The organism is Nostoc sp. MG11 (assembly GCF_014904695.1).
Lineage (GTDB): Bacteria > Cyanobacteriota > Cyanobacteriia > Cyanobacteriales > Nostocaceae > Komarekiella.
The window spans coordinates 16,832-40,229 of record NZ_JACXXN010000004.1; the positions used below are offsets into that span (position 1 = coordinate 16,832).

Here is a 23,398-nt window from a genome sequence, read left to right on the forward strand (position 1 = left end):
AGAACGGGGAGCAATGGGCGATCGCCATAGTCATACCACTACTGGTGCTGCACATCTCAATGTCTACGTCCAAGGTCAAGGATTCCCCATTCTGGGCTTACACGGTCATCCTGGTTCTGGTCGTAGTCTTTCTGTCTTTACTGATCATTTATCAAAACGCTGTCGAACTTTTGCCCCTGATTTACGTGGATACGGCAAAAGTCGCTTCAACGGCAGTTTTAATATGCACGACCATGTAACCGACTTAGAGGCGCTGCTAGACCGCTTTGAGATCGAAAAGTGTCTAGTATTGGGATGGTCACTTGGGGGGATTTTAGGAATGGAACTGGCATTACATTTGCCAGAACGCGTTAGTGGGCTGATTTTAGTGGCAACAGCAGCAAAACCGCGTGGCAGTCATCCCCCCATTACTTGGCAAGATAATTTGTATACTGGTGTTGCGGCGCTATTAAATTATATAAAACCAAGTTGGCAGTGGAATATTGAAACTTTTGGCAAGCGATCGCTTTTTCGCTACTTAATCCAACAACATACACCCACTGCTTATAACTACATTGCCCAGGAAGCAGTACCAGCTTATTTACAAACCTCACCTGCTGCTACTCGCGCCCTCTACAGTGCAATTCAATCTGGGTATAATCGAGTTTTAGACCTAGAGCAAATTGAGTGCCCTAGTCTAGTACTTGCTGGTGTCCAAGACCGCCACATCACAGTTGATTCCAGCCTAGAAACTGCTCAACACATCAAAAGTTGTCAGTGGCAGTTCTACCCCAATACTGCCCATCTTTTCCCGTGGGAAGTTCCCCAGCAGGTACTCAGAGATATTGACCGTTGGCTGGAAGAACATCCACAGGTAATTAGTAATCAGTAGCCCAAAGTGCAAGGATTTTTGACTATTAACCAGATAAGTCGTAATTAGAACTCGAAATTATAAATTACGAATTACGAATTACGAGTTATATTGACTTTCGCCTAACTTAAATTTGACCGCCAAAGGCAGGCTGTACTTTGCGGTCAAATCTTTCCCCCAAGTCTTCAGCAATCGTTAAATTATCAGGTTTACAGCGCTTGACATTCACAACAATTCCCTGGGCGCCTTCGACTTCTAAATCTTCTACATAGCCTTTGCTTGCAAATGTTGCATCCGCAGAATTTAGAAATGGCCCGAAGTAGTACGTACAACGAGGGTTGTGTGTCACTATCTCTACCCACCAAGCTAAGCCGAGTTTGTCGAATGCGTTAATTAAGCTTTCCTTGAGGTTATGCCAAATTTTTTTCATGGTTTTCACCTATTTATAAACGTCGTACAGGGTGTTGAACGATATGCTACTTTTTTTCTTTTACATTTCTTTATACTCTTTTACGCTTCTTTTTTCAAAGAGATTTTTTGTAATTTATTCAGGTACAGAGTATTTGACGACCTTTGGCGATAAATCTCATAAAGTGCCATACCTGCTGCTACTGAAGCATTAAGACTGGGAGTCTTGCCCTGTAAGGGAATCGATACTAAAACATCGCAGCCGCGTTGGGTTAACATACTTAGACCTTCGCCTTCAGAGCCAATTACTAAAACGATTGGACCACTGAAATTCACTGTATGCAGGGGTTCGCTTCCAGTTGCAGCTGTGCCGTAAATCCAAAAGCCAGCTTCTTTTAATTCTTCCAAAGCGCGGCTGAGGTTGATAACTCTAGCGACAGAAAAGTTTTCTAAAGCACCTGCTGCTACTTTTACAACTGTGGATGTGATCCCAGATGCCCTTCGTTGGGGGATCACCAGTCCTTGAGCGCCTATTGCTTCGGCAGTACGAATAATTGCCCCCAAATTGTGCGGGTCAGTAATCCCGTCAGCCACTACAATTACAGGATCGGTTAAAGATTTTGCCTGTTCAATCAGATCTGGTAATTCGACATAATCGTAGGGAGCAGTTTGCGCTACTACACCTTGATGATTAGCCCCGTCGGTGATTTGGTCTAAGCGCTTAGGTTCTACTTCATCAATGACTGTGCCATTTTCTTTGGCTTGGAGGAGCAAATGGTGAAAGCTGGGATCGTAACGCAGACGGGTGGTAATCCAGATGCGGTTAAGACCGCGCTGATTTTGCAACGCACTTAATACTGGATGGCGACCGTAGATAAGATCGCTCTCTTCTGGTGATTTCGTGGATGGGGATGGATGCGAAAAGTTGCGATGTGAGCGCGAATTGCTAGAGATGGGGTTACTATCTCCATTTCTCGGATTGCGAATAGGATTGGCAACAACACGCTTGCCTTGAATTTTTAGGGGTTGCCCACGATTAGATTCGCCTGAAGTCTTCATTTTTCTTGGTTCACTCGCCATAATGAGTTTTGGGTGTAGCTTAATATCTCGATTACCTAAATTTACTGAATTTACTCTACTTAAATTTGGCGATCGCTCCCTTGAGTTCTCACTGTTGATCTAGATGGAGTATTTGTAACAGTTCGGTTAAGCGTTGGTAATCGGTGAGATATAGATAGCCAATTAATGTTTCTAAACTAGTTGCTTGTTGATAAATTCCGGGATCAACTCTCTTAGGGCGCCCTGTGGCGGCGTTTCGGCCCCGTCGGACAATTTCTAATTCTGTTTCTCTCAGATGAGGAGTTAGCGATCGCAAATGTAGCGCTTGTGTTTCTGCTCTTACCTGTGCCACTACCAGACGATGGTAAGTCTCTGGTCGTTGCAGTGGCAACAGATAAAACATCCTAACATATAGTTCATAAATTGCATCCCCCAAATACGCAAGAGCAGCTGGAGAAATTTGTTGCAGTTGTGAGAGGGAAATCTGCTGAGGTAATAGCACTGTGTTTACCAACAGTGCTTGAGTCCAAGATGAATTCTGATTAGGGGCTTCATCTTGTCCATTTAATAATTCCTCCTTTGACTTCACAAGTGAATCATTCCTTGACGGGCGACATTGTGGGGCATTCTTCGCAAAATAGTGTTTATTCTTTATGAAGTATGCCATGCTAGTATACCTAGCATAATCAACACTATCAAAATTACTTACTAAATTTTATCTTTGTGATTAAGAGTTGACATTGCTAGATCACCGTGATGTAGATAGCGATCAATTTCATTCAACCTAGTTCTTGTGGTATATGCCTAAGATTGGGTAATATTTTGACACTAACATTAGATCTATCTTTCTAAGTGACCACACTGCCATCTTTAGCTGGTAAGTGATGATCCCGAAGTATTGAGTAAACCTGGTTTGTAAATCAATCTACTAACTAAACCACTAAGCTTTCTCTAACTTCTATCCAATATCATAGCCAACTACACCGCAAAGCACTGGCTGTCCATATCCTTTTTTATTCGGTCAGCTTTAAAAATAAATAATAGCTCAACTGGCTTGCCTCTCCCACAAGGAGAGAGGTTTTCTCGCCAGAAGTTTTAAAAATTAAGCTATCCAGATTAAGCATCGGATAGCTGAATTTAACTCTCGGATCAAGCAATCAAGACGACTTGACGTTTTCTAGAGCCGCTTCAACTGTTGGTTGCAGGGAGAGAAACTTCTCTAAGCGAACAAGCTTGACCGTTTGAGTTACGCGGGCATTCGTGACAATTTGGAAGGTGCCGTTAGCATTTTGAGCTTGCTTAGCTAGTTGTACTAGAGCACCCAAGCCAGAGCTATCAACAAAGTCTATTTGTGAGAGATCCAAAATAATGTGCTTGGGGCCCTCGTCAATCTTGCCGCCAAGTACCTTGCGAAATGTTGGCTCAGAAAAGGCATCTAACAAACCTGTGAGGCGGAATAGCTGACAGTTATCCCGGACTTCACGAGTGCCCCTCAGGCTTACGGTTAGATTCAGTGGCTCAGCAATAATTCCCTCCTCATGGGTGAAAGTGAACGCTCAAGTATAGATGTTTTTTGTGCAAGTTGTCTACAATCTGCTGGAGTAGGGGGCATTGGGCATTTGATTACTGCTAGTTGTTTTTCCCTATTCCCTATTCCTCATGCTCCATTCTCTATTTTGAACTCACTTGGGCTGTTGCAGCTTCGCGGGCTGCTCGCATTGCTTGGACAAATTGCTCAAATAAGTAATCAGCATCGTGAGGGCCAGGACTGGCTTCTGGATGATATTGTACGGAGAATACAGGTAGAGATTTGTGACGTACCCCGGCAACGGTGCGATCATTTAAGTTCAGGTGGCTAATTTCCGCAACTGCCGCAGGTAGAGAGTCTGGGTCAATAGCAAAACTGTGGTTTTGACTGGTAATTTCTACCCTTTGTTGTAAACCTGCAGGCTGATTTAAACCACGGTGACCAAATTTAAGTTTAAAGGTTTCTGCTCCCAAGGCATGACCTAAAATTTGGTGTCCCATACAAATGCCAAAAATAGGTTTTTGACTCAATAGCAACGCCTTGGTGGTTTCAATACCTTCGGTTACCGTAGCGGGATCACCAGGCCCATTAGAAAGAAAGATGCCATCTGGATTATAGTTGAGAATTTCCTCTGGTGGAGTATTAGCAGGAACCACAATCACCTGACAACCATAACTTGCCAAGCGCCGCAAGATATTGCGTTTTACCCCAAAATCAAGGGCAACAACAGTGAAGGGTTTACCCAGATTTTCCGCAGCCTCCGAGTTGAATTCCCAAGCTGGGATTGTGGGATCTGACCATTCATAAACTGTTGGGGTAGTGACTTCGCGAACCAGATTTAATCCTGCCATGCTGGGAGCAGCCTGTACCTGCTCTAGCAATTCCGCCTCATCAAGGATGGATGTGGAAATACCACCATTCATCGCTCCGAACATCCGAATTTTGCGGGTGAGGGCGCGGGTATCGATACCATAGATGCCTGGTACTTGGTTCTGTTTGAGGTAATCAGGTAAGGATTGTGTCGATCGCCAGTTACTTGGGCGGTGACAAATATTTCGAGCGATCGCACCCCGCACTTGCGGTCGATCTGATTCCTCATCTTCGGCATTAACGCCAGTGTTCCCCAATTCAGGATAAGTAAAAAGGACAATCTGACCACGATAGCTAGGATCGGTCAGTACTTCTTGATATCCAGTCATGCCAGTGTTAAATACCACTTCCCCAATCGCGGTTCCCGTAGCACCGAAAGACCAACCGCGATAAGTGGTTCCATCTGCCAGGACAAGTAGAGCAGGTATTGCGTCAGTCAGAGGCATAAGCGATGAAGACAAAATGTTTAGGGGTGAGGGTTGGAGAACGGGTATTGGGAAGAGTTTAGTTCCCAGTCCTTAATACTGCGATTGTTAATTATCCCATGAGTTCGGCGATTAGGAGTTTTCAGGAGAATTAATTAAAAATTAAAAATTAAACATCCAAAAATTATTTAATAGGGGAATCAGAAGTAGAAGTAGATTTGAAGAAGCTTGGGCAGTTAAGATTAAAATTAATTATGCTTCAGTCTTTTTTATCCCGTGCAGCCCTAATTTTCCTGTCAAGTGCCCTGGCGGTTTTGAGTGTTGCCTGTAGTGAAGACAAACGGAATTCCGCAACTGGTGGCAATGAATCCGCGCAAATTGGGGATTTGGCGGCGCTACAGCCTGCTGAACCAACAAGACCAGCTAGACCAAAAGCACAATCACCAGAACCGTCTGAAATTGAACCAAGTTTTTTTGAACTGGGGCTAGACAAGGCCGCCAGCGCTTTAAGTATCAGCCAATCTGCTCAATCCTCTGAGGATTGGCGTTTAGTGGCGAGTCAGTTTCGAGAAGCGATCGCCCTCATGCAAAACGTGGAGCCACGAAGTCAAGAATTTGGACTCGCCCAAACAAAAATCACAGAATACGAGCGCCGAATCAAATATGCTCAGCGCAAAGCTAATCCTAGCCCCCCACCGCCGCCAGTTGTCAAACCCCAAAGGATAATAGTTACCGTTCCGCAGACAGCAACTACACCAAAGTTCACTCCCTCCTTGTCTGCTCCTGTAAGAACAAGATTATTGCCACCAAAGCCAGTGCCCTCATCAGTACTGCTCACCCAGGAAGAAGATGTATTTACAGCCCCAATCAAAAGGCGAGTTGGTGGAACGCCAATTATTGAAGTTACCTTCAATGGTCAAAAGCAATTTGAGATGATTGTAGATACAGGAGCCAGTGGTACTGTAATTACCCAACAGATGGCGAATGCTTTGGGGGTAGTGCCAGTGGGGAAAGCTAGGGCAAATACTGCCAGTTCCAAAGCTGTAGAATTTCCTGTTGGTTATATTAATTCAATGGAAGTTAGCGGGGTAATGGTGAATAGAGTGCCAGTTGCGATCGCAGGCTTAGAACTAGAAACAGGACTTCTAGGGCATGACTTTTTCGGCAACTACGATGTCACCATCAAACGTAATGTCGTGGAATTTCGCCCGCAATCACACTCAGATATTAATCCCGAAGAAACTGAACTAACTGCTCCAACTTCGACCAAGCCGCGCCGGTTTGTAGGATCTCCTTAGCGACACTAATACCTTGGGCGTGGTCTAACAATGGTATAGCACCTGCTACTTGCAGCGCTAATGATGCATTTAAAGTCACTGCATCCTGTTGTGCCTGAGTTCCCTTACCTTGCAGTACCGCTTTGAGAATCGACCTATTTTCTTGGACATCCCCACCCCGGAGCATACCTATGGGAGCAGGTGTTAAATCCAACTCCAAAGGATTCACTGTAGTTAACTGTACCTCCCCGTCCGATAACACCGCTAAATCAGTTAAATCTCCTAACCCAGCCTCATCAAGTTTTTCTCGCCCATGCAGAACGATTGCCTTTTGCTTGCCTAACTTATCTAACGCTTGGGCAACAATTGCCAAAAGCTTGGGAGTATATAGCCCTACCACTTGTCCAGTGGGACGCAAGGGATTCACTAATGGCCCAAGTAAATTAAACACTGTCCGCACCTTCAGAGTTCGCCGCAATTGAGCAACAGCCTTGAGTGCTGGATGCCAACCAGGGGCAAATAAGAAAGTGATCCCTACTTCTTGTAATGCCGCTTGTACCTTTTCGCCAGAAGCACTCAAGTTTACACCCAAGGACTCCAAGACATCGGCACTTCCCGTAAGACTTGACGCTGAGCGATTTCCGTGCTTAGCGACAGGTACGCCATAGGCAGCAGCAACAAAGGCAACCGCTGTGGAAATATTAAAAGTTGATGACCCATCTCCGCCAGTACCACAGGTATCAATTACAGTACTTAGTGATGAGTGCTGAGTGCTGAGTGGCGAAGATTGGGACTGTAATACTTCTGCCATCCCGGTTAACTCTTCAGCAGAAACGCCTTTAAAGTTCAGCGCTGTTAAAATTGCTCCCGATAACTCTGGGGGAATAGCTTCAGTTAACCACCCTTGCATCAATTCAGCAGCTTGAGTTTGGGACAATGATTGTCCGTCTATTAATTGTTGCAGCAGGATATACCAACTAGCAGAGGGTTCTAGCGTAGGGATTGGGGAAGTTGTCATAGCTCAGGTTTGTGTATTGTAGGGTATAGCTCAGTTGAGGGGCATGGGAGCTATCCTACCGAAAAATGTGAAAGTAGCAGCACTTACTTCAAATATCAAGGCTCAACTGCAAAGCTGAATTAACAGAATTCTTGTTCTTTGCTTTTTTATTTACATCATATTGAACTTCATAGTTAGTAATGAATAACTCTTTTCCCTTAGCAGCACCATTCTGCTTATAGTTATTCATGCCATACTGCAATTCCCACTCTGCAATATTAGCTGATTTAAAGTTTTCTCGAATTTGCAGTGAGTTGTCGTAAGTGATTAACCAGGGATAATGACATTGACTTAAAAGTTCAGCAAATCTCTGATGATCAAAAGATGTGTGCAAGTCACCATCTTTACCATATAACTTTGATTTAGTAGCACTATAATACGGCGGATCTAAAAATAAAAATACGTTTTTACCTTCTGCATTTAATAGATAACTGTAATCTAAATTAGTAATTTGGACATTTTCTGTTAAAATATTTTCTAATTTTTCTAAACGTTCTATTGAAGTATCAGTAAATCGTTTATGAAAAGCTTCCTGAGAAAAACCACCTGATTCTACAGTTCCAGAAAAAGTAATTCGATTCAGAACAAAAAAGCGCACTGCTCTTTCTAAATCAGATAAATTGTTTACATCTACACTTGTTAATTCTAAAAATAGCAATTTACCATTTGTATATTTATCTTTAATATGACGAACTTCTTTAACTAAATTAGCTATATCAGATTGAGCACACTTCCAGAACAGAAATAGCTCACAATTTAAATCGTTAATCCAAAACTTTAGGTCAGGAAACTTTTGCTTTAAATAGATAAATACAGAACCACCACCCACAAAAGGCTCTCTAAACTCAGCAAAACTCTCTGATAAGTATTCAACGATTTGATTTATTGCTTTTGACTTACCGCCAGGATATCGGAGCGGACTTTTAATCATAATTTCGTAGAAATAGTCACGCTTGGGGTAATAATAAACGTCGAAAGCCTTCCTGCTCAAAATGGTGATCGGTGGTTAGCACGTCAGTGACACCACGCTGACGTATCAACACAAAGCTGACAGCATCGCATAGAGAGTAGGTTTTGTCTTGCCGCGCTACTAGAAGTTTAACTGCTTCTCGATGTAATAACTCATTAATCCATACCGTCTCGATATCTGGATTTTCTAACAAATCATTCATAAATATTAGTGCTGCTGTACGTGGGAAGCGACGAACCTGGGCTAGTGCAATAAACTCTGCTAAAACATAGCTGTAAGTTAAGCTCTCACTAACACTATCGAGAAACTCAATTGCTTTTTGATGTTCTGGTTCACCACTGTGGATATAGCAAAGCAGCCCAGATGTATCAAGTAGAAGCACTCAATTTGTTTCCTCAAGCGTATCGTTATATGCTATCGCCAAATCAGCATCAATACTTTCATTGTCTGCTCCTGTAGCGTAACCTAAGTTAATTGCTCCAGCATGACTTCGGAAGCGTTGGCGAGCTGCTTGTTTCTCTATTTCAGTTTGCGACTTTTCATATCTTAGAGAACCATATTGCCGTTCTATAGAAGTAGCTACCCATTCTGCAAGAGATACGCCTGCAACCTCAGCTTGTTGTTGCAATACCGCGTAGACTTCATCACTTAATTCCAAGCTTAAAACCTGACTCACTGCACTAAACCTCAGATCTTATATGTAATTATGGATGTCATATCAGCTAGTTTATTGACAACACATGACCTTTGAATTTTAACTCACTATTGTTTGAAATTAATTCTACACTAGGATATTATAGAGGTCTTTTGAGTATATTTATAATCAAATAATTTTTGTGGCTTCATGCTTCATATCGATTATTTGCATTATCTAGATATTCCTAATAAAAGGAATACTTAACTATCTGTAAAATAGTCTGAATCTATCTTCTTTATTTCATAAACTGATACTGTTGATACACCTACATTGTTATCAATCATTAATTGTGCTAATTCTTGTCCATCTATTAGTACAACCTTTATATCTATCCCCGATACATAGCTTTTTGCATCTTGAGTAAAATTAGAAGTGGTAATAAATACTCCTTTTTTTGCTCTTTGCCCATATAAAGCACCAACAAATTTTTGGATTTCTGGTCTACCTATAACATTAGTATCCCATCTTTTTGCTTGGATATAAACAACATCTAATCCTAATTTATCTTCTTTAATTATCCCATCAATTCCACCGTCGCCACTTTTACCAATGGCTTTCCCAGCATCACGCCTTGAACCTCCATAACCCATTTTGATAAGTAAATCGATGACTAGTCTTTCAAAAAAATCTGGCGAAATGTTTTTAACACGGGTAATTAAATCTAATTCCAATTCCTTACGGATTTTTTGATGCCCTAATTCTATAGATTCTTGGGGAGTTCTTTCCAATATTTCAATAAAATCAGAACTAAGCTTATCATCTTGCCTTTTTGCACTCTTGAAGCTTATAAAATCAGGAAACTGACTCAGGTATTGAACATCTATCTCTTTTTGAGATTGTCTAACTACGTTTATACCTTGTTCTGTAATCTCAAAATATCCTCTTTTTGGAGTAGCTAATAAACCTGCTTTTTTCAGGTATGTTCTTGCCCATCCTACCCGATTATCAAATACTGGTTGTTGACCGCTAGGCAATAATTCTTTGCGTTCATATTCACTTAAATTAAACTGATCTGCTAAAGCTCCAATGACTTCTCTCATAGAGTGTTCTTGACCATCACTTGCATATTTAAGTAAGGGAAGCATTATCTTTTGATAATCGGGTATTGCCATTTTTATCTATTTCAAAGGTTCCAAAACTAAGATTATAGCCAATAAGTTTTAATATTTAATTTTTTTTAGTTGTTTGCAGTCTCAAGTATTGGAATCTGAATTGCAAACTCTGCACCCCCGCCAGGGGAAGATAAACACTGGAATTTACCACTGTGGGCTTCTGTGATTATCTGATAACTAATCGATAGTCCTAAACCTGTACCTTTACCTTCTGGCTTTGTGCTGAAGAAAGCTTGAAAAACTTTTTGCTGCACTGATTCTGACATTCCAAGTCCATTATCAGCAATGCAAATTGTGACTTGATTATTATCTGCTGTAGTGCAAATTTTAATGATATTGGGATTATGTTCTAAATAAGCAAAAGTCTTTTCTTGGTTAGATTCTTCTAGGGCATCAATGGCATTAGCTAACAAGTTCATAAATACCTGATTCAGTTGCCCAGGATAACAAGCAACTTGAGGTAAATTACCGTAATTCTTGATAATTTTAATCGCTGGACGGGCTGGATTAGCTTTCAGGCGATGCGACAAAATCATCAGTGTGGTTTCAATTCCTTCATGAATATCAACCGCTCTTTTGTCTGAACCATCGTTGCGTGAAAAGTTACGCAGAGATTGCATAATATCTCGAATGCGTCTGGTTCCTAGGTTCATTGAGGAAATCATCTTAGGCAGGTCTTCTAGCAAAAAGTCTAGGTCAATTGCCTCAATTTCGTTTGCAATTTCTGCTGGTGGATTAGGCAAATACTTGCGATAAAGATGCAATAGATTAATTAAGTCTTCAACATACTGCTTGGCATGGGATAGGTTGGTAAAAATGAAGCTGACAGGATTATTAACCTCATGGGCTACTCCTGCAACAAGCTGTCCTAGGGAGGAAATTTTCTCTGTGTGAACGAGTTGAGTTTGAGTTTGTTGGAGTTGTGAAAGAGCTATTTCTAAGTCTTGAGATTTTTCTTGTTCCTTGGCATAAAGACGAGCATTCTTGATAGCGATCGCAGCTTGAGAGGATAATATCTTTAAAAGTTCTAACCGCTCAGGGGTAAATGCCCCAGTCACAAGATTATTTTCTAGATAAAATATGCCGATGAACTGACTTTGATAAAAAATAGGAACACACAATACTGATTTGCATTTATATTGTTGAATATAAGGGTCTTTGTTAGATATGGGATCAGTTGTCGCATCTCTGATTACCAAAGGTTGCAGAGTTCTCGCTACATAATTGATCAGCTTTCTGGGAACAACTTCACTTTCTTCTACAGGAGTTGATTGCAAGACAATTTGTGATTCATTAAAACTATTATCAACTGCTTCGATAAACAATTGATTATCTTTTTCTAAAATTAGGCAACCTTTTTGAGCACCAGCATTTTCTATGATGATGTGTAGGAGTGTGCGAGGTAAACTTTCTAAAGAGATTTCGTTAGCAATCGCTTCACTTGCTTTCATCACTGTAACTATATCCAGATTTTCACCACTGCTTGTAGTTGAGTGTGTGGTCATGGACACATCTGATTTTAATGTTTTAGCTATGCTGCTTGTAGGAGCGATCGCAGTGTTGCTGCGAAGAATTAATTCAGGATATCGCTTTTCTAAATCTTTGACTTTGGCTAAACTACCCCAACGGTTGTAACTGTAATAAGCCTCAGTCATGTAAACTTGAGCTATCTTTTTTTTGCCTAGTGATAAATAAAATTCTGCGGCGCGTTCATTAGAAAGTGCTTCTTCTTGAATGTAACCGTTTTCTGCGGCTCCAGAGATGGCGCGATCGTAGTATTCCATCGCCTCCATACACTCCCCAAGTACTCGGTGATACTCAGCTTTCACTAAACAAAACTTGTGCCAATGATTCATTGGTGCATGTTCTGCCCACTGCTTCAGCTTTTCTTGATTTGCAATCACCCGTAATAACAAGGTTTCTGTTTCTGTCCCTTGTGCCTGCGGCAAAATGGCAAGCAGAGTGAGAGAATCATAGAAATGGAATACCGGAACCATAAAAGACCCAGTTACCCCATCTAAGTAATCTTTGGCATGGTCAGCTACTTCAACCGCCTGATAATACTCTGCAAATAGGTAGCAAAGAATTAGTTTGTTAATATATAACGTGCCGATCGCATAGCGATCATTTGCCTTTAAATGTGATGGCAGCATAATTTCTTCGTTGTATGCTACACCTCGCAACTTCCAGGGACACGGTTGATCAGTAGTTAAATTTAATACAGATTGCTGAAATATTTTGAGATTGTTATGGGCAACTTCCTGCTTGATTTTATCTAAAGCTTGACTATAGGTTGCGATCTCTGATTTTAGGGTTATCAGTTCCTTGCCAAGGAAATAAGAAAAGGAGCAATAATTACAAGCACAGTAAGCAGAGTATTCTAGATCCCCTGTTTCCAAACCGCTATGATATGCATCTAGTAGCGGTATTAGGGACTCCTGAATGTGATGCTTCCAGGGCTTAACGAAGGGGTAAACCATGTTGAAGGTACTAGCTTTAAATTCCTTACCCTTGAAACGTGACAGTAAACCTAATGCTAGTTGACCAGCGCGATCGCCTGCATCAATATCTCCCATGACTCCGCAGAGAATCACTGCATACCAGGCATACGCCAAGGTAGACACTGGGGCATTACCGTATTTTACTGATAACCTCACCTGCTTAAATACAATTAGCGGTAACAACATCGGTACTGCTTGATATACTGCGGCGGTAACTGTCCCAATAATCCGCATTACTGCTAGCATTTGGGGATCGGTCATCTCTGGGAGGTCAATTAAATCCTCAAAGGACTTTCCTTTAAGTGCTAATTGGGTTTTTTGCAAACTTTGGGTGATGTCCGCTTGACTGGGCTGGCTAGGAAATACCACTCCCAAAAGCTCTAAAATGGCTAGTGCAGTTTTAATACCTTCGAGTTGTCTGCTCTGTGCTACGTAAGCCTGAATTTTGACTTCATAGACCTTCACTTTGTCAAGTAGCGTGTGGGCATTTTGCAGTACAAGGCTTGTTAACTGCTCCATCTGCTCGTAGTCGCCGCCTAGATATGCTGCTTCTGCGGCTTCAACTACTAATGTCAAAGTCAAGTCATATTGACACAGCCAGCTATCTGTTGCTAGAAGTTTTAAACCCCTGGTTAAGTAAGCGATCGCAACTACATACGCTGTTGCTGCTTTGGCTTTGCGTCCAGCGACTAAATTCAGTTCAGCTAGTCGCTGCTGTTCTGATTGTGTGAGCAGGTCTGCACCGACATTTAATTGATTAATAATATCAAATATATTTTCCTCTAATTGATCAGCGGGTGTGTTTTGCGACAACTGCTGACCAATCTTTAAATGCGTGACTTGTTTTTGATTATCAGGAATTAGTGAGTAGGCGGCTTGTTGGACGCGATCATGCAAAAATTTATAGGCAATATTCGAGTTATCAAATCCTAAATCTGCTAACTCTTCCGTGGCAAATAGTAGGGGTATACGGTATTCCTTATTAAGGGGTAAAATCAGACCTAATTGCAAAGCTGGTTGCAACGCTTGTGCCATCTTTTGCAGAGGCGTGGCGCTCACATTTGCCAATACATCTAAGCTAAAGCGATCGCCAATACATGCCGCTAACTGTAACGCTGTTTGAGTAGCCTCTGGCAGCTTTTGAATATTGCTTGCAACTAACTCAACGACATCTTTATCTACAATATTAACTGTTTGAATTTGCTGAATATCCCACAGCCATATCCCTTGAACAAAATCAAATTTTAGGAGATTTTCTTGATAAAGTGTCTTGAGTAATTGAGTTAAAAAGAAAGGATTACCCTGAGTTTTGTTAAATAAAAGTTCCGCTATTACTGGAATTTGTTCTAAATTACCCAATGTATCTGCAACTAGCTGGTAGACATGAGGCAATTCTAGTGAACTTAATAGGATATTGTTAATAATTGTGTTAGCTTTTTGGATTTCTTCCAGAGTCTTCATTAATGGATGTGTGGGGCTGACTTCGTTATCTCGATATGCCCCAATTAACAGCAAATATTGACTATCTGGGTTAGTCATTAGTACCTGAATTAATTTCAGCGATGCAGAGTCAGCCCACTGCAAGTCATCCAAAAATAGTACTAGGGGATGTGACTTTTGAGTGAAGACTTGAATGAAAGACTGAAAAACTCGATTGAAGCGGTTAAGGCTCTCTGTAGCACCTAATTGCGAAACTGCTGGCTGTTTACCGATGATTAATTCAACTTCTGGAATTACATCAATGATGATTTGACCATTGTTACCCAACGCTTGAAGCAATTTTCCTTTCCAAGTTTCGAGCCTTTTGGTATTTTCAGTTAATAGTTGCTGCATCAAAGATTGAAAGGCTTGAATTACAGAAACATAAGGAATATTGCTTTTAAATTGATCGAATTTGCCATGAATGAAATAACCTCTTTGTTTGACGATTGGCTTATGTACTTCGTTAACCAGCGATGACTTACCAATGCCAGAGTAGCCAGAAACCAACATGATTTCGCTTTTACCTTGGCTAATGCGCTCAAATGCTGCTAATAACGTGGAAACTTCTTGTTCCCGTCCATATAACTGTTGTGGAATCAGTAATTGGGAAGTGCGATCGCGTTGTCCTGGGATAAAATTAGAAATTACTCCTGTAACTGTAAGTTGCTCAAGACAGAATTCTAAATCAGCTAATAGTCCAGCGGCACTTTGATAACGGTCTTCAGCATTTTTCGCCATCAATTTCATGACAATGGCGGCAATAGTTCTAGAAACCTCTAGGTTCAACTGTTCAATTGATGTTGCTTGCTTGGCAATATGACAGTGAACTATCTCCAATAGATCGTCAGTCACAAAAGGTAATTGACCTGTTAGCATCTCATAGAATGTAACACCCAACGAGTAAAAATCACTGCGGTAATCTACAGTGCGATTCATTCTCCCGGTTTGTTCAGGAGACATATAGGCAAGAGTTCCTTCTAGTTGGTTTGGATTAGTTAGTTGTGGTGTTTCTTTATCTAAATATGAGGCGATACTGAAATCAGTAATTTTGACAATTCCCGTTTGTGGATTAATGATGATATTGGCGGGTTTAATATCTTTGTGAATAATTCGCTTTTGATGCAGCCATAAAAGCGCTTTTGCTAATTGTGTAGCAATTCGGAGAAAGGAAACTTCAGACAACTTTTGTTGGGAAAGATATTGCTTGAGATTCACACCGCCAAAGTCTTCTGCTATTAGCACCAAACTGTTTTGATGGCTTTCTAAGCTATAGACTTTGACAATACCTTCATAGTTGAGATTTTCTGTAGTTTTATATTCGTGCTTGAAGCGAGTAATCTGTTCAAGAGTGGGATACTCTGCCTTAAGAACTTTGAGCATGACAGGTTGCTGGGTTTTTTGTGCCTGAGCACGGTAAACGATGGTATTAATCCCTTCATATATGATTTCCGTTAAGTCATAACCTGAAATTATCGGATTTAACGGCATAATCTCTCCTTTCCCTGTACTTGACCGCTCACTTCATATATTTCCCACTGGGAAAGGTAAAATTTAATTATGTAGTAACATATACTTTTGTGCTGGTGATTTATCTCAACAGCAATTACCGTGATGAGCGAAATAGTACACGACCAAGAGATTCTTCCTGATTAATTCGCGCATACACCCGAAGACAAGTTAAAACTTCCCCTGGAACTCCTCCACAATTGAGTTGCAGGTCATCTTTAGATAAAGCACAGATATCTGCATATAGTCCCGATAATTGACGAATCCGCACATCATGACCTGCTGCATTTGTTTTATCAGCAACTTTTTTTAAAATACGTCGAGATTCTTGTTGTAGCTTACCCCACCAGGAATAACGCTCAGCAGGTGGCACAAATACTAGAGAATGTATTGCCTCATCCATGTCAATCCAGGTACGCAAAGTTAACAGCGGCTCAGCATTTTCCTCAGCCTTTTGAGTACGCTCGAAGCGATCGCCTAAAGCGTCAATGTATTGATTTCGCTGTTCTAGCTGGGAATGCAATGAGATGACGTCAAAACCAAAAACGCTCTTTAAGGCATGATGTAAATCTGGGTCTAGTTCGATAAATTTTATACAAACTAGCATTAACCCAGCTAGTAAATACAAATTTCCAGATTCATTATTTTGGATAATTTCCGAGTTTGACAGTGCTTTTTGAGATAAACACAATCCCTTAGCTCTAACAGTACCTCTAAGTCCAGGGTAAATAATTTCATCTCGGAAAAAGGGCAGTTGATAGAGATCAGAATTATTCTCTATTGCACCAGCCTCCTGAGCCAGAGCCAAAGTACGCTGTCGCCAAGATGTAGCCAAATCCTCTGGAATTCGCAGCAACTTGCGTTGAATTTCGTTCCATAAATCTGAGTCAGTTTGGCTTTGTAATGGAGAATTACCCAGATAATAACTAAGTTCTGGGTCAGAATCGAAAGCTTCTCGAAGATGACTTAGTTTTAAATCATTTGGGGGCGGCATATCTTCCCAGCCAGAGTCTTGTAAAGGTGCAGCTACAGCAGGTTGTAATAAGCTATGAAGTTCTTGCAGCACCTCATCGCATATTTCAGATCCAGGATCTAATGGAAATTCTATGCGAGCTTGATTTAGAGTAGCTTCTAGTCCGTATAAACTAAACCGCAATAACTGAGCTAACTCTGAGTTTTCTATTTTTAATAGCTGACGTAGATGCTGCATGAATATCGCTTTTTTTTTATCTCACGCAAAGGCGCAAAGAAAACCTCTGCGCCTCTGCGTCTCTGCGTGAGGCAAACTTAATGTACACCGCAAAACGGATCACGTTCTTTATCGACTTCGTTGGGTTGCAACTCTAATTCGGCGTAAAAAACACATCCCTGTTGCTTGAGGCATTCTTGATTTTTCGATGTCCAGTAGGGCACTTCACCAGCGTGCATCCGCAAAATGCCTTTGTCATCAAGAGTCACACGATATTGGCAAGGGTAATCTGTGGTAATATCTGGTTTGCTGAGTGCGCCAATTCGTATCCATTTTTTGGTGTTGGTTTCGGTATCTGTTTGATAAACATAAAAAGTGTGCTGGCCAGTTTGCGGAAAATGGGGCAAGGAGTTACTTATTAACCCGCTTCCTGGTTGTGGTGTGCCATCGCGCAGATAGTGAAATTCTTGCAGCGATTTACTATGCTCATTCCCTACTTCAAATACCAAATGATAGGCATGTGGTTGATCAACGGTTGCTGACTCAATCACATTGACGGCGATATCACCATCGCTCAAGTCTTTGTGAGGGCGTTCAACTGCAATATTCCACTTCAACTTACCATCGGCAAACAACGTTGATATTTCGTCTTTCCCGGAAGCTGCCATGATTGCTGATCCCACATCAATGCCAGGAACGTCAATCAAATAATGGGGATTTCCTTGACAAAGTAGCACACTAAACTGAAGTGTTTGGTCAATCTCAAATTGGACTTTAATTTTTTTGAGAAACTCAGACTCATTGATTCCCAGTTTCTCCATGAGGTTTCTGCCGTCAAAGCTTCCCCAAAGTCTTAAATCTCCATCTTCATAGTCCTGACGGTAAATGATGTTGGTTAATTGTATCCCTTGCCAAGCAGTCCGAACTTTTGCTACTGTTTCCCAAGGTGCAAGTTGGTAAAGTTCTTGTCCAGCCTTGAATATTGACAGCAAATCGTTGGTTTGAGTTTTGCGTTTGAAGTTGCAAGGCAAATAGTAAAAGAGATTTTTGACATCAATTTCTAGCTGGTTGGCTCCCTTACGCAGTAATCCCTTAGATTCTTCGGGATCGAACCTCAGTCTTCGCAACTTCTCTGCATAGCAAGCACCAGCGGATGTGGCTAGCTTAGTAAATTCCAGCACAAAGGTAATCCGCTCTGGATTCCAGACAAAATATGGAGAGTTACTAAATTCTTGGTAGATTTGGCGCTGTACTAAATCGAGGTTGCAAGTTTTACCAGATAAAATTAACCAATCAACTTTTTGGCAGTTTCTAAAATCTTTGGCAGTATCTTTAGAACGTAAGCGACTTTCCATTAATCCTTTAGCAATACCGATCGCTTCTTTAATTGCTGAAGAGGCGGCTCGTTCAAATTGCTGACTATCCAAAGTAACGCAGATGTTATTCGGATCTTTAACCTGCAATTTAACAGCATTTTGGGTCAGCAGTTCATAAATTTGCTGCTCACAAAGAGTGAACGTTAACAGAGAACCATCTGAGGTTGATTGCCCAAGTTTAAGTTTAGCTGCTTCCGCATGATCCCAGAGCGTATAAAAGGTTTGCAGGCGTTGGGGTGCTTGTTGCCAACGAGTGGGCAATACTTTCTCGGTAGTATCTAAAGCATCTTTGTAAGCAACGTCGCCTTCTGGATTCTCCCTGTCTAGACATTTTAAAAGACTACCACTTTTAAATTTACCTTGTTCTAAGAAGCGCTCGTTTAACTCTGAGTTAATTAAATCTTCTAGCTTTTCACTTTCAATATCACCCGTTGTTACTGCTGTTAACAAAAAGTCAGCGATCGCAACTTTTAATAATCTAAAAATTCGCAGTGTAATTAACTCACCACCCAATTGTAAATGACCGGATGAACCTAACAGTTTCGGCGTGAGTTTATAATAGCGTCCCCCTAAACCTCGGTCTTCATAATCGGCAAAAGTAGGCGTTTTATCTTCCAATGTGAGTTCAATCAAAGCTAAGTCTGTGGTTCCTCCGCCAATATCCAAGACGAGAACATTCTGTGACCATTTGTTTCCTTCTTGGCGACAACGGGTTTTGAATGACTCAATACCAATGTTGAGATTACCACCAAATTCTCGCCACAAAAAGAATATCGCTACAGAAACGGCTTCATCATAAGCAGTTTGCACATCGTCAATCCCCAACTGTTCAATCAATTCCTTAATTTCTTTACGAACAACTGGCGGAGCGACGGTTGGGTAGGTGACAACTGCTGTTAAAAAATCTCCCTCAGAAAATCTGCGTCTTGCTCTTTGGCGGTAGTCTTCAGTTAACTCAATGAGATGTCCCCAAGCTCCTTGGATTAACTGGTTAACAGTAATTGTTTCTTCTACACCATTTAAAATAACTGGAAAAGACCGCTCCTGTCCAAAGTAGCGTTTGGGTGAGTGGTGAAATCTGCTGATAATTTCCTTGATGGTACTGCTTGTGCTTTGAGCGATCGCTTTTTTTCTATTGTCTCTGGCTTCTCTACCCATCCGCAGTTTTAAATCCGCCAACTTAAAAATTTCCAACTCGCTAGGAATTTCTGTGTCGCGGCGATCAATATCCAAAACCACTGGAATCAAATTTTGGGACTCCAGTGTCGGAACGCGGAACACTTCATGATATATCTGGTAAAGTTTTTTGCTGACAGCGCGGCGGAACCGCTCGCTATTACCCAAACAAAGTTCAATTTGGCGAATTGTTTCCAAAAATCGCTCTTTGTTATCACTTTCAAAAACTTCACTTAAGCGACTGGGTTCTATCTCCAGGTTTTTGCTAATATCAGCGATAAACTTTTCCCATTCACTATCGCTAACATCTGGTAAAGCTAGCGAGGCGGGAGAACTCAGCCATTGAGCTAAGCAGGAGCGCAACCGCATTTCTTGTTCTTTGGGTAAAATTTCTGCGATCGGCACTTCAATCGGATCGAAAAGTGTAACTGTAGAATTTGAGGTTCCAAAATCTAAAGCAAACCATCCCGGAAATCTTTTTTGTTGCTGCTCACTTGGGTGTTGATCGCTATGGTTGTTGAGTTGGAAAGGGTTCATTGCAGTATCCGTAAGCGCAGAATTCATTAAGTGCTATGAAAAGATAAGGAAAATTATTACTTTATGATTTGAACCACAGATAAACACAAATGAATTAATTATCTGTGTGCATCTGTGGTTTAATCTCAAAAACCTCTGTTTTTATCAGATGTTTATTAACAGCTTTTGTCCAAACTATCAAATTTGCACCTACATAGAAATATCTGAGTAAGAAAATGTGGCAATTTCTGAGAGAATCTGTAACCAAGTAGGAATTGATATTTCATCTGGAGAGTTTCCCGCTGCCAAGTACCTCAACAACGCTTCTTCCTTTGAGAGATTTTGCAAACTGGGAATAATTTTATCCAAAATACCTTCTAGTTCTAAATTAACTTGCTGATTAACTTCGCTAACATACTGCACAAGGTGGAGACTAGCGCTAGCAGTAATTTCATCTCGCAGTCGCAGTACTAAAAGTTGGTGATTGCTAGCTCTGGATAAGCCTTGACTTCTTTCTGGGGCCCAATCGAAGATTTGACCAATATTGTGTTTGCCGTTTTGACGTGCCAAGGGAAATATAATCTCGGATGCGATCGCTTTGTCTTGGCTACTGATTTCAGATATAATTGCTTCTTTCCATTGATTGGGATCGCAACCCAAGAACAATTTATAAAATAGATCTGCTGCCTCAAAACCAAATTTTTCTTCAATATCTCGTTCCATTTCTGGGTAGAGAATAGCGTTTAAGTAGTCGCGTTCTTGAGCTACATAACTTGATAATTTGTTCAACAAATCTAAAACTGCTTGACGGATGCGATCGCGGGCAAAATCTTCGACTTCCTTAACGGTTTTTTCAAATACCGGATAAAAATCATCACTCTTTATAGGTATAGAATTATTAACTCGGTTTCCTCTATCAAATAACTTTCCCGCCGCACCTTTAGATTCTGTCAGCGCGATCGTGCCATTGTTAGCTTTGTTGAAGAGTAAAGTCCACTGATTCCAATTAAGTATTCTAAAGGTTAACTCATCTTTCACAACATCACTGACAACAACACCACGTTGATCCTTAAGTGGTTCTTTGCCTAAATCTTTTTGAAAGTTCCTGTAGATTCTATCCAAGCTTTCGACTACAACGCACAACTCGATAAAAGCTGGGCTGTCTGCTGTCGGTATACCTTGCTGATGAATTTCTTCTATGATGTTTTTCAAATTAGCTTGTTGTTGTCGTACAGCATCAGCAGCTCTACGAGTATCTTCATACAGTTGCTTAAAGCCGTGAGTTGCTACGTGGTTTTGAATCAATTCTCGTAGTTTACTAATACCCCCATCTTGAGCAAAATAACCTAGTTGTCTGCCAAGATGGCTACGAGCATCAGATTCTAGAAGATGTTCGCTTAAGCTTGCCCATTTTTGTTGTAGCCGTTTAGACCGATCTAAGTAATCAGGATAGTCCAAGTTAGCCAAAAACTCTGGTGAGCCTGCTTTGACTGTACTAGAACGTTTTGCCAAATCAGCCAGTCCTAACAGCGGCGACAGGAGAACAACGCGGTCTTTTTGGGTTGTAAATGCACTTGCACCATCGATAATAGTTTGCAAAACTTTCAGTTTTTGGAAAACAGTCTCTTCCTGCAAAGAATTATCGGCTTGACTATCTTCAATTAGTTGATCTAGTTCTCGTTCACCACCCTCACTGTCTAAGGGTAGTTGATCAAAGCGACCTACACCAACCAGAATTAAATCTTTGAGGTCTTGTCCTGGTCGCTGCTGCTGCATCATGGTAAAAATTTTATTAGCGCGATCGCTTCCTGGAGATTTGCCATTCAGTAGCACCAAAATCGTCTGTACTTCTGCCAGTTCCCGCAGCGACAAAAAAGTGTCTCTAGCACCCGAATTAGCAGCCCCCAATCCAGGAAAGTCTAAGAGAATAAATTTGTCAGCACCCGCAAAATCCCAAATTTCCCGCGATATTTTTACCTCAATGTCTACACGACGGATTAGTGGAAAACTATTCTGTAATAACTTTGTTGGTAATCTCTGAGGTGGGCTTGGTAATCGGACATGAGTCGGAGGTAAATCCTCAAAGCTCAAAGTTTGGATTGCCATCGGCTGCTCAGCTAGCTGTAAACCTTCACGGGCGGTGGCAGCATCAATCTGGTAGCGTCCACCACACATAACTTCGCCATAAGAATGATAAGCACGAATGAACAACACTAATTCCCGTAACAAATAACGTAGCTCTAAGTTGTTACTGCTATTCCAGGATTCTTCACACCAGCTCAAGATATCTTTCCAAGAGTTGAGTTTCGAGAGTAATACAAGCGGAAGTCCTGCTGCTGTTGACCTTCTATTTGCCTCTGCTAGCATGAAGTGCAGACACTCATTCACTCCTTCATGAGAAAGATATTCTACAGTAAAATTACTCGCTTGTGTTGTGATAAAACCATCTTGCGGTATGATGTGAATGGCAGTAACATTGCCTGTAGTAGGATTTTCACTCACTGGCAAGGCATCTGCATATCCGATCAGGCTACCTAAAAGTAGGGTTTTGCCGCTACTAAATTCCCCCATCACACCAATTTTAACTGGCGAAGTAGCAAGTTCTACAGTTTTCTCAGCAGCTTCCCGGAGATCTAAAAGACATTCATCAAGGCTAATTGGAACCCAATCTTCTTGTTTAGAAGGGTGCTGGGGTATCGAGTCTAATTTACGGAGGATAAACTCGCCGTAATCTTTAAAACGATCCAGTTTTTCTGGTTCCATAGAGTAGTTTTTCGCCTAACATAAATTTCTGTGAGCTTTATAACACAAAAAACATGATCAACAGCCATTTATATAATGTGTTGAAGCCATATTTTGCATTTATCTGAGTTCATTTGCTATTTTAGTGCGAGCTATTTTTATTAGCTCAGACCAGTGTGAAAAATATAGTTTAGGTGGCAACAGTATAAAGTAAACAAATATTTATATTGAAGAAAATACTTGATGATCGTAAATATTGTACTAAGATGTAACCGCTTTATAAAAAATTTTACTTTTCTGGTGAAGCTAAATTAAATCTTTGAGGAGTATAATGAAATATAAATATCTTAGGTAAGAGATTGCGTTAATATTACTTCCTTTGCATTTAAATATTTTCTGCTTCATAAAAATTTTAAAATAAAATATTAAAAATTTTAAATAAATTAACTTTCAGGATGCTGAGTTTGGCTTGAATCTATATTTATTTGAACAGGATTTTGCCATATCTGTATCGTAGACTACTTCTGAACAGCTTATTAAAGTAGGAGATTGAATCTCACAGTCACAAACTTTTATTGTTGATTGAGATTTAACTTCATCAAGCTTCAGCAGGTAAACAGGTCAATAAAAGATTATACATTCGATTAATTGTCCCAA

The 23,398-nt window shown here is 40.9% G+C and carries 16 protein-coding genes; 2 read left to right on the forward strand and 14 right to left on the reverse strand.

The features are described from left to right. The first annotated feature begins 13 nt into the window (after positions 1 to 13). Entirely contained in the window at positions 14 to 871 is an 858-nt protein-coding gene (locus tag HCR01_RS07455; RefSeq protein WP_193195623.1) for an alpha/beta fold hydrolase, read from the forward strand. A 106-nt stretch (positions 872 to 977) separates the two neighbouring features. Here the strand turns inward: HCR01_RS07455 and HCR01_RS07460 are convergent, their stop codons facing one another. The 5 genes from HCR01_RS07460 to carA all read right to left on the reverse strand — a co-directional run bounded on the left by HCR01_RS07460 (position 978) and on the right by carA (position 5,161). Beyond that, complete coding sequence (locus HCR01_RS07460) at positions 978 to 1,280, reverse strand: DUF1816 domain-containing protein (RefSeq protein WP_162395508.1); 303 nt, start codon at positions 1,278 to 1,280, stop codon at positions 978 to 980. An 80-nt stretch (positions 1,281 to 1,360) separates the two neighbouring features. Beyond that, the gene (gene rlmB / locus HCR01_RS07465) at positions 1,361 to 2,338 is read right to left on the reverse strand and encodes a 23S rRNA (guanosine(2251)-2'-O)-methyltransferase RlmB (RefSeq protein WP_193195624.1); all 978 of its coding nucleotides are present in this window, start codon (positions 2,336 to 2,338) and stop codon (positions 1,361 to 1,363) included. An 88-nt stretch (positions 2,339 to 2,426) separates the two neighbouring features. After that, positions 2,427 to 2,906, reverse strand: coding sequence for a Mini-ribonuclease 3 (locus HCR01_RS07470; RefSeq protein WP_320073091.1), 480 nt, complete (start codon positions 2,904 to 2,906; stop codon positions 2,427 to 2,429). A gap of 568 nt (positions 2,907 to 3,474) precedes the next feature. After that, positions 3,475 to 3,846, reverse strand: coding sequence for an STAS domain-containing protein (locus tag HCR01_RS07475; RefSeq protein WP_193195894.1), 372 nt, complete (start codon positions 3,844 to 3,846; stop codon positions 3,475 to 3,477). Between the two features lie 142 nt (positions 3,847 to 3,988). Continuing rightward, positions 3,989 to 5,161 (reverse strand): glutamine-hydrolyzing carbamoyl-phosphate synthase small subunit, encoded by a 1,173-nt coding sequence (carA, locus tag HCR01_RS07480; protein WP_193195626.1) that lies wholly within the window; start codon positions 5,159 to 5,161, stop codon positions 3,989 to 3,991. 233 nt (positions 5,162 to 5,394) lie between these two features. Between carA and HCR01_RS07485 the strand changes: the two genes are divergently transcribed. After that, entirely contained in the window at positions 5,395 to 6,438 is a 1,044-nt protein-coding gene (locus HCR01_RS07485) for a TIGR02281 family clan AA aspartic protease (protein WP_193195627.1), read from the forward strand. Here HCR01_RS07485 and trpD read toward each other — a convergent pair. The 9 genes from trpD to HCR01_RS07530 all read right to left on the reverse strand — a co-directional run bounded on the left by trpD (position 6,368) and on the right by HCR01_RS07530 (position 22,762). Continuing rightward, positions 6,368 to 7,435, reverse strand: a complete 1,068-nt coding sequence (trpD, locus tag HCR01_RS07490; RefSeq protein ID WP_193195628.1) for an anthranilate phosphoribosyltransferase — start codon at positions 7,433 to 7,435, stop codon at positions 6,368 to 6,370. The genes HCR01_RS07485 and trpD overlap by 71 nt on opposite strands. A gap of 88 nt (positions 7,436 to 7,523) precedes the next feature. Then, on the reverse strand, positions 7,524 to 8,405 hold the full coding sequence (locus HCR01_RS07495; RefSeq protein WP_193195629.1) for a DNA adenine methylase: 882 nt from the start codon (positions 8,403 to 8,405) through the stop codon (positions 7,524 to 7,526). A gap of 16 nt (positions 8,406 to 8,421) precedes the next feature. Beyond that, on the reverse strand, positions 8,422 to 8,826 hold the full coding sequence (locus HCR01_RS07500; protein ID WP_193195630.1) for a type II toxin-antitoxin system VapC family toxin: 405 nt from the start codon (positions 8,824 to 8,826) through the stop codon (positions 8,422 to 8,424). Next, entirely contained in the window at positions 8,827 to 9,120 is a 294-nt protein-coding gene (locus HCR01_RS07505; protein WP_193195631.1) for a hypothetical protein, read from the reverse strand. A gap of 221 nt (positions 9,121 to 9,341) precedes the next feature. Next, positions 9,342 to 10,253 carry a restriction endonuclease gene (locus HCR01_RS07510; protein ID WP_193195632.1) on the reverse strand — a complete coding sequence of 304 codons (912 nt, stop codon included), beginning with the start codon at positions 10,251 to 10,253 and terminating at the stop codon, positions 9,342 to 9,344. Positions 10,254 to 10,318: 65 nt separating this feature from the next. Then, positions 10,319 to 15,724 carry an ATP-binding sensor histidine kinase gene (locus tag HCR01_RS07515; RefSeq protein WP_193195633.1) on the reverse strand — a complete coding sequence of 1,802 codons (5,406 nt, stop codon included), beginning with the start codon at positions 15,722 to 15,724 and terminating at the stop codon, positions 10,319 to 10,321. Positions 15,725 to 15,839: 115 nt separating this feature from the next. Next, the gene (locus tag HCR01_RS07520; protein WP_193195634.1) at positions 15,840 to 16,952 is read right to left on the reverse strand and encodes a hypothetical protein; all 1,113 of its coding nucleotides are present in this window, start codon (positions 16,950 to 16,952) and stop codon (positions 15,840 to 15,842) included. A gap of 77 nt (positions 16,953 to 17,029) precedes the next feature. Further along, positions 17,030 to 20,020: a virulence factor SrfB gene (locus HCR01_RS07525; protein WP_193195635.1), complete on the reverse strand. Its 2,991-nt coding sequence runs from the start codon at positions 20,018 to 20,020 to the stop codon at positions 17,030 to 17,032. Positions 20,021 to 20,209: 189 nt separating this feature from the next. After that, positions 20,210 to 22,762, reverse strand: coding sequence for a proteasome protein (locus HCR01_RS07530; RefSeq protein ID WP_193195636.1), 2,553 nt, complete (start codon positions 22,760 to 22,762; stop codon positions 20,210 to 20,212). Positions 22,763 to 23,398 lie beyond the last annotated feature (636 nt).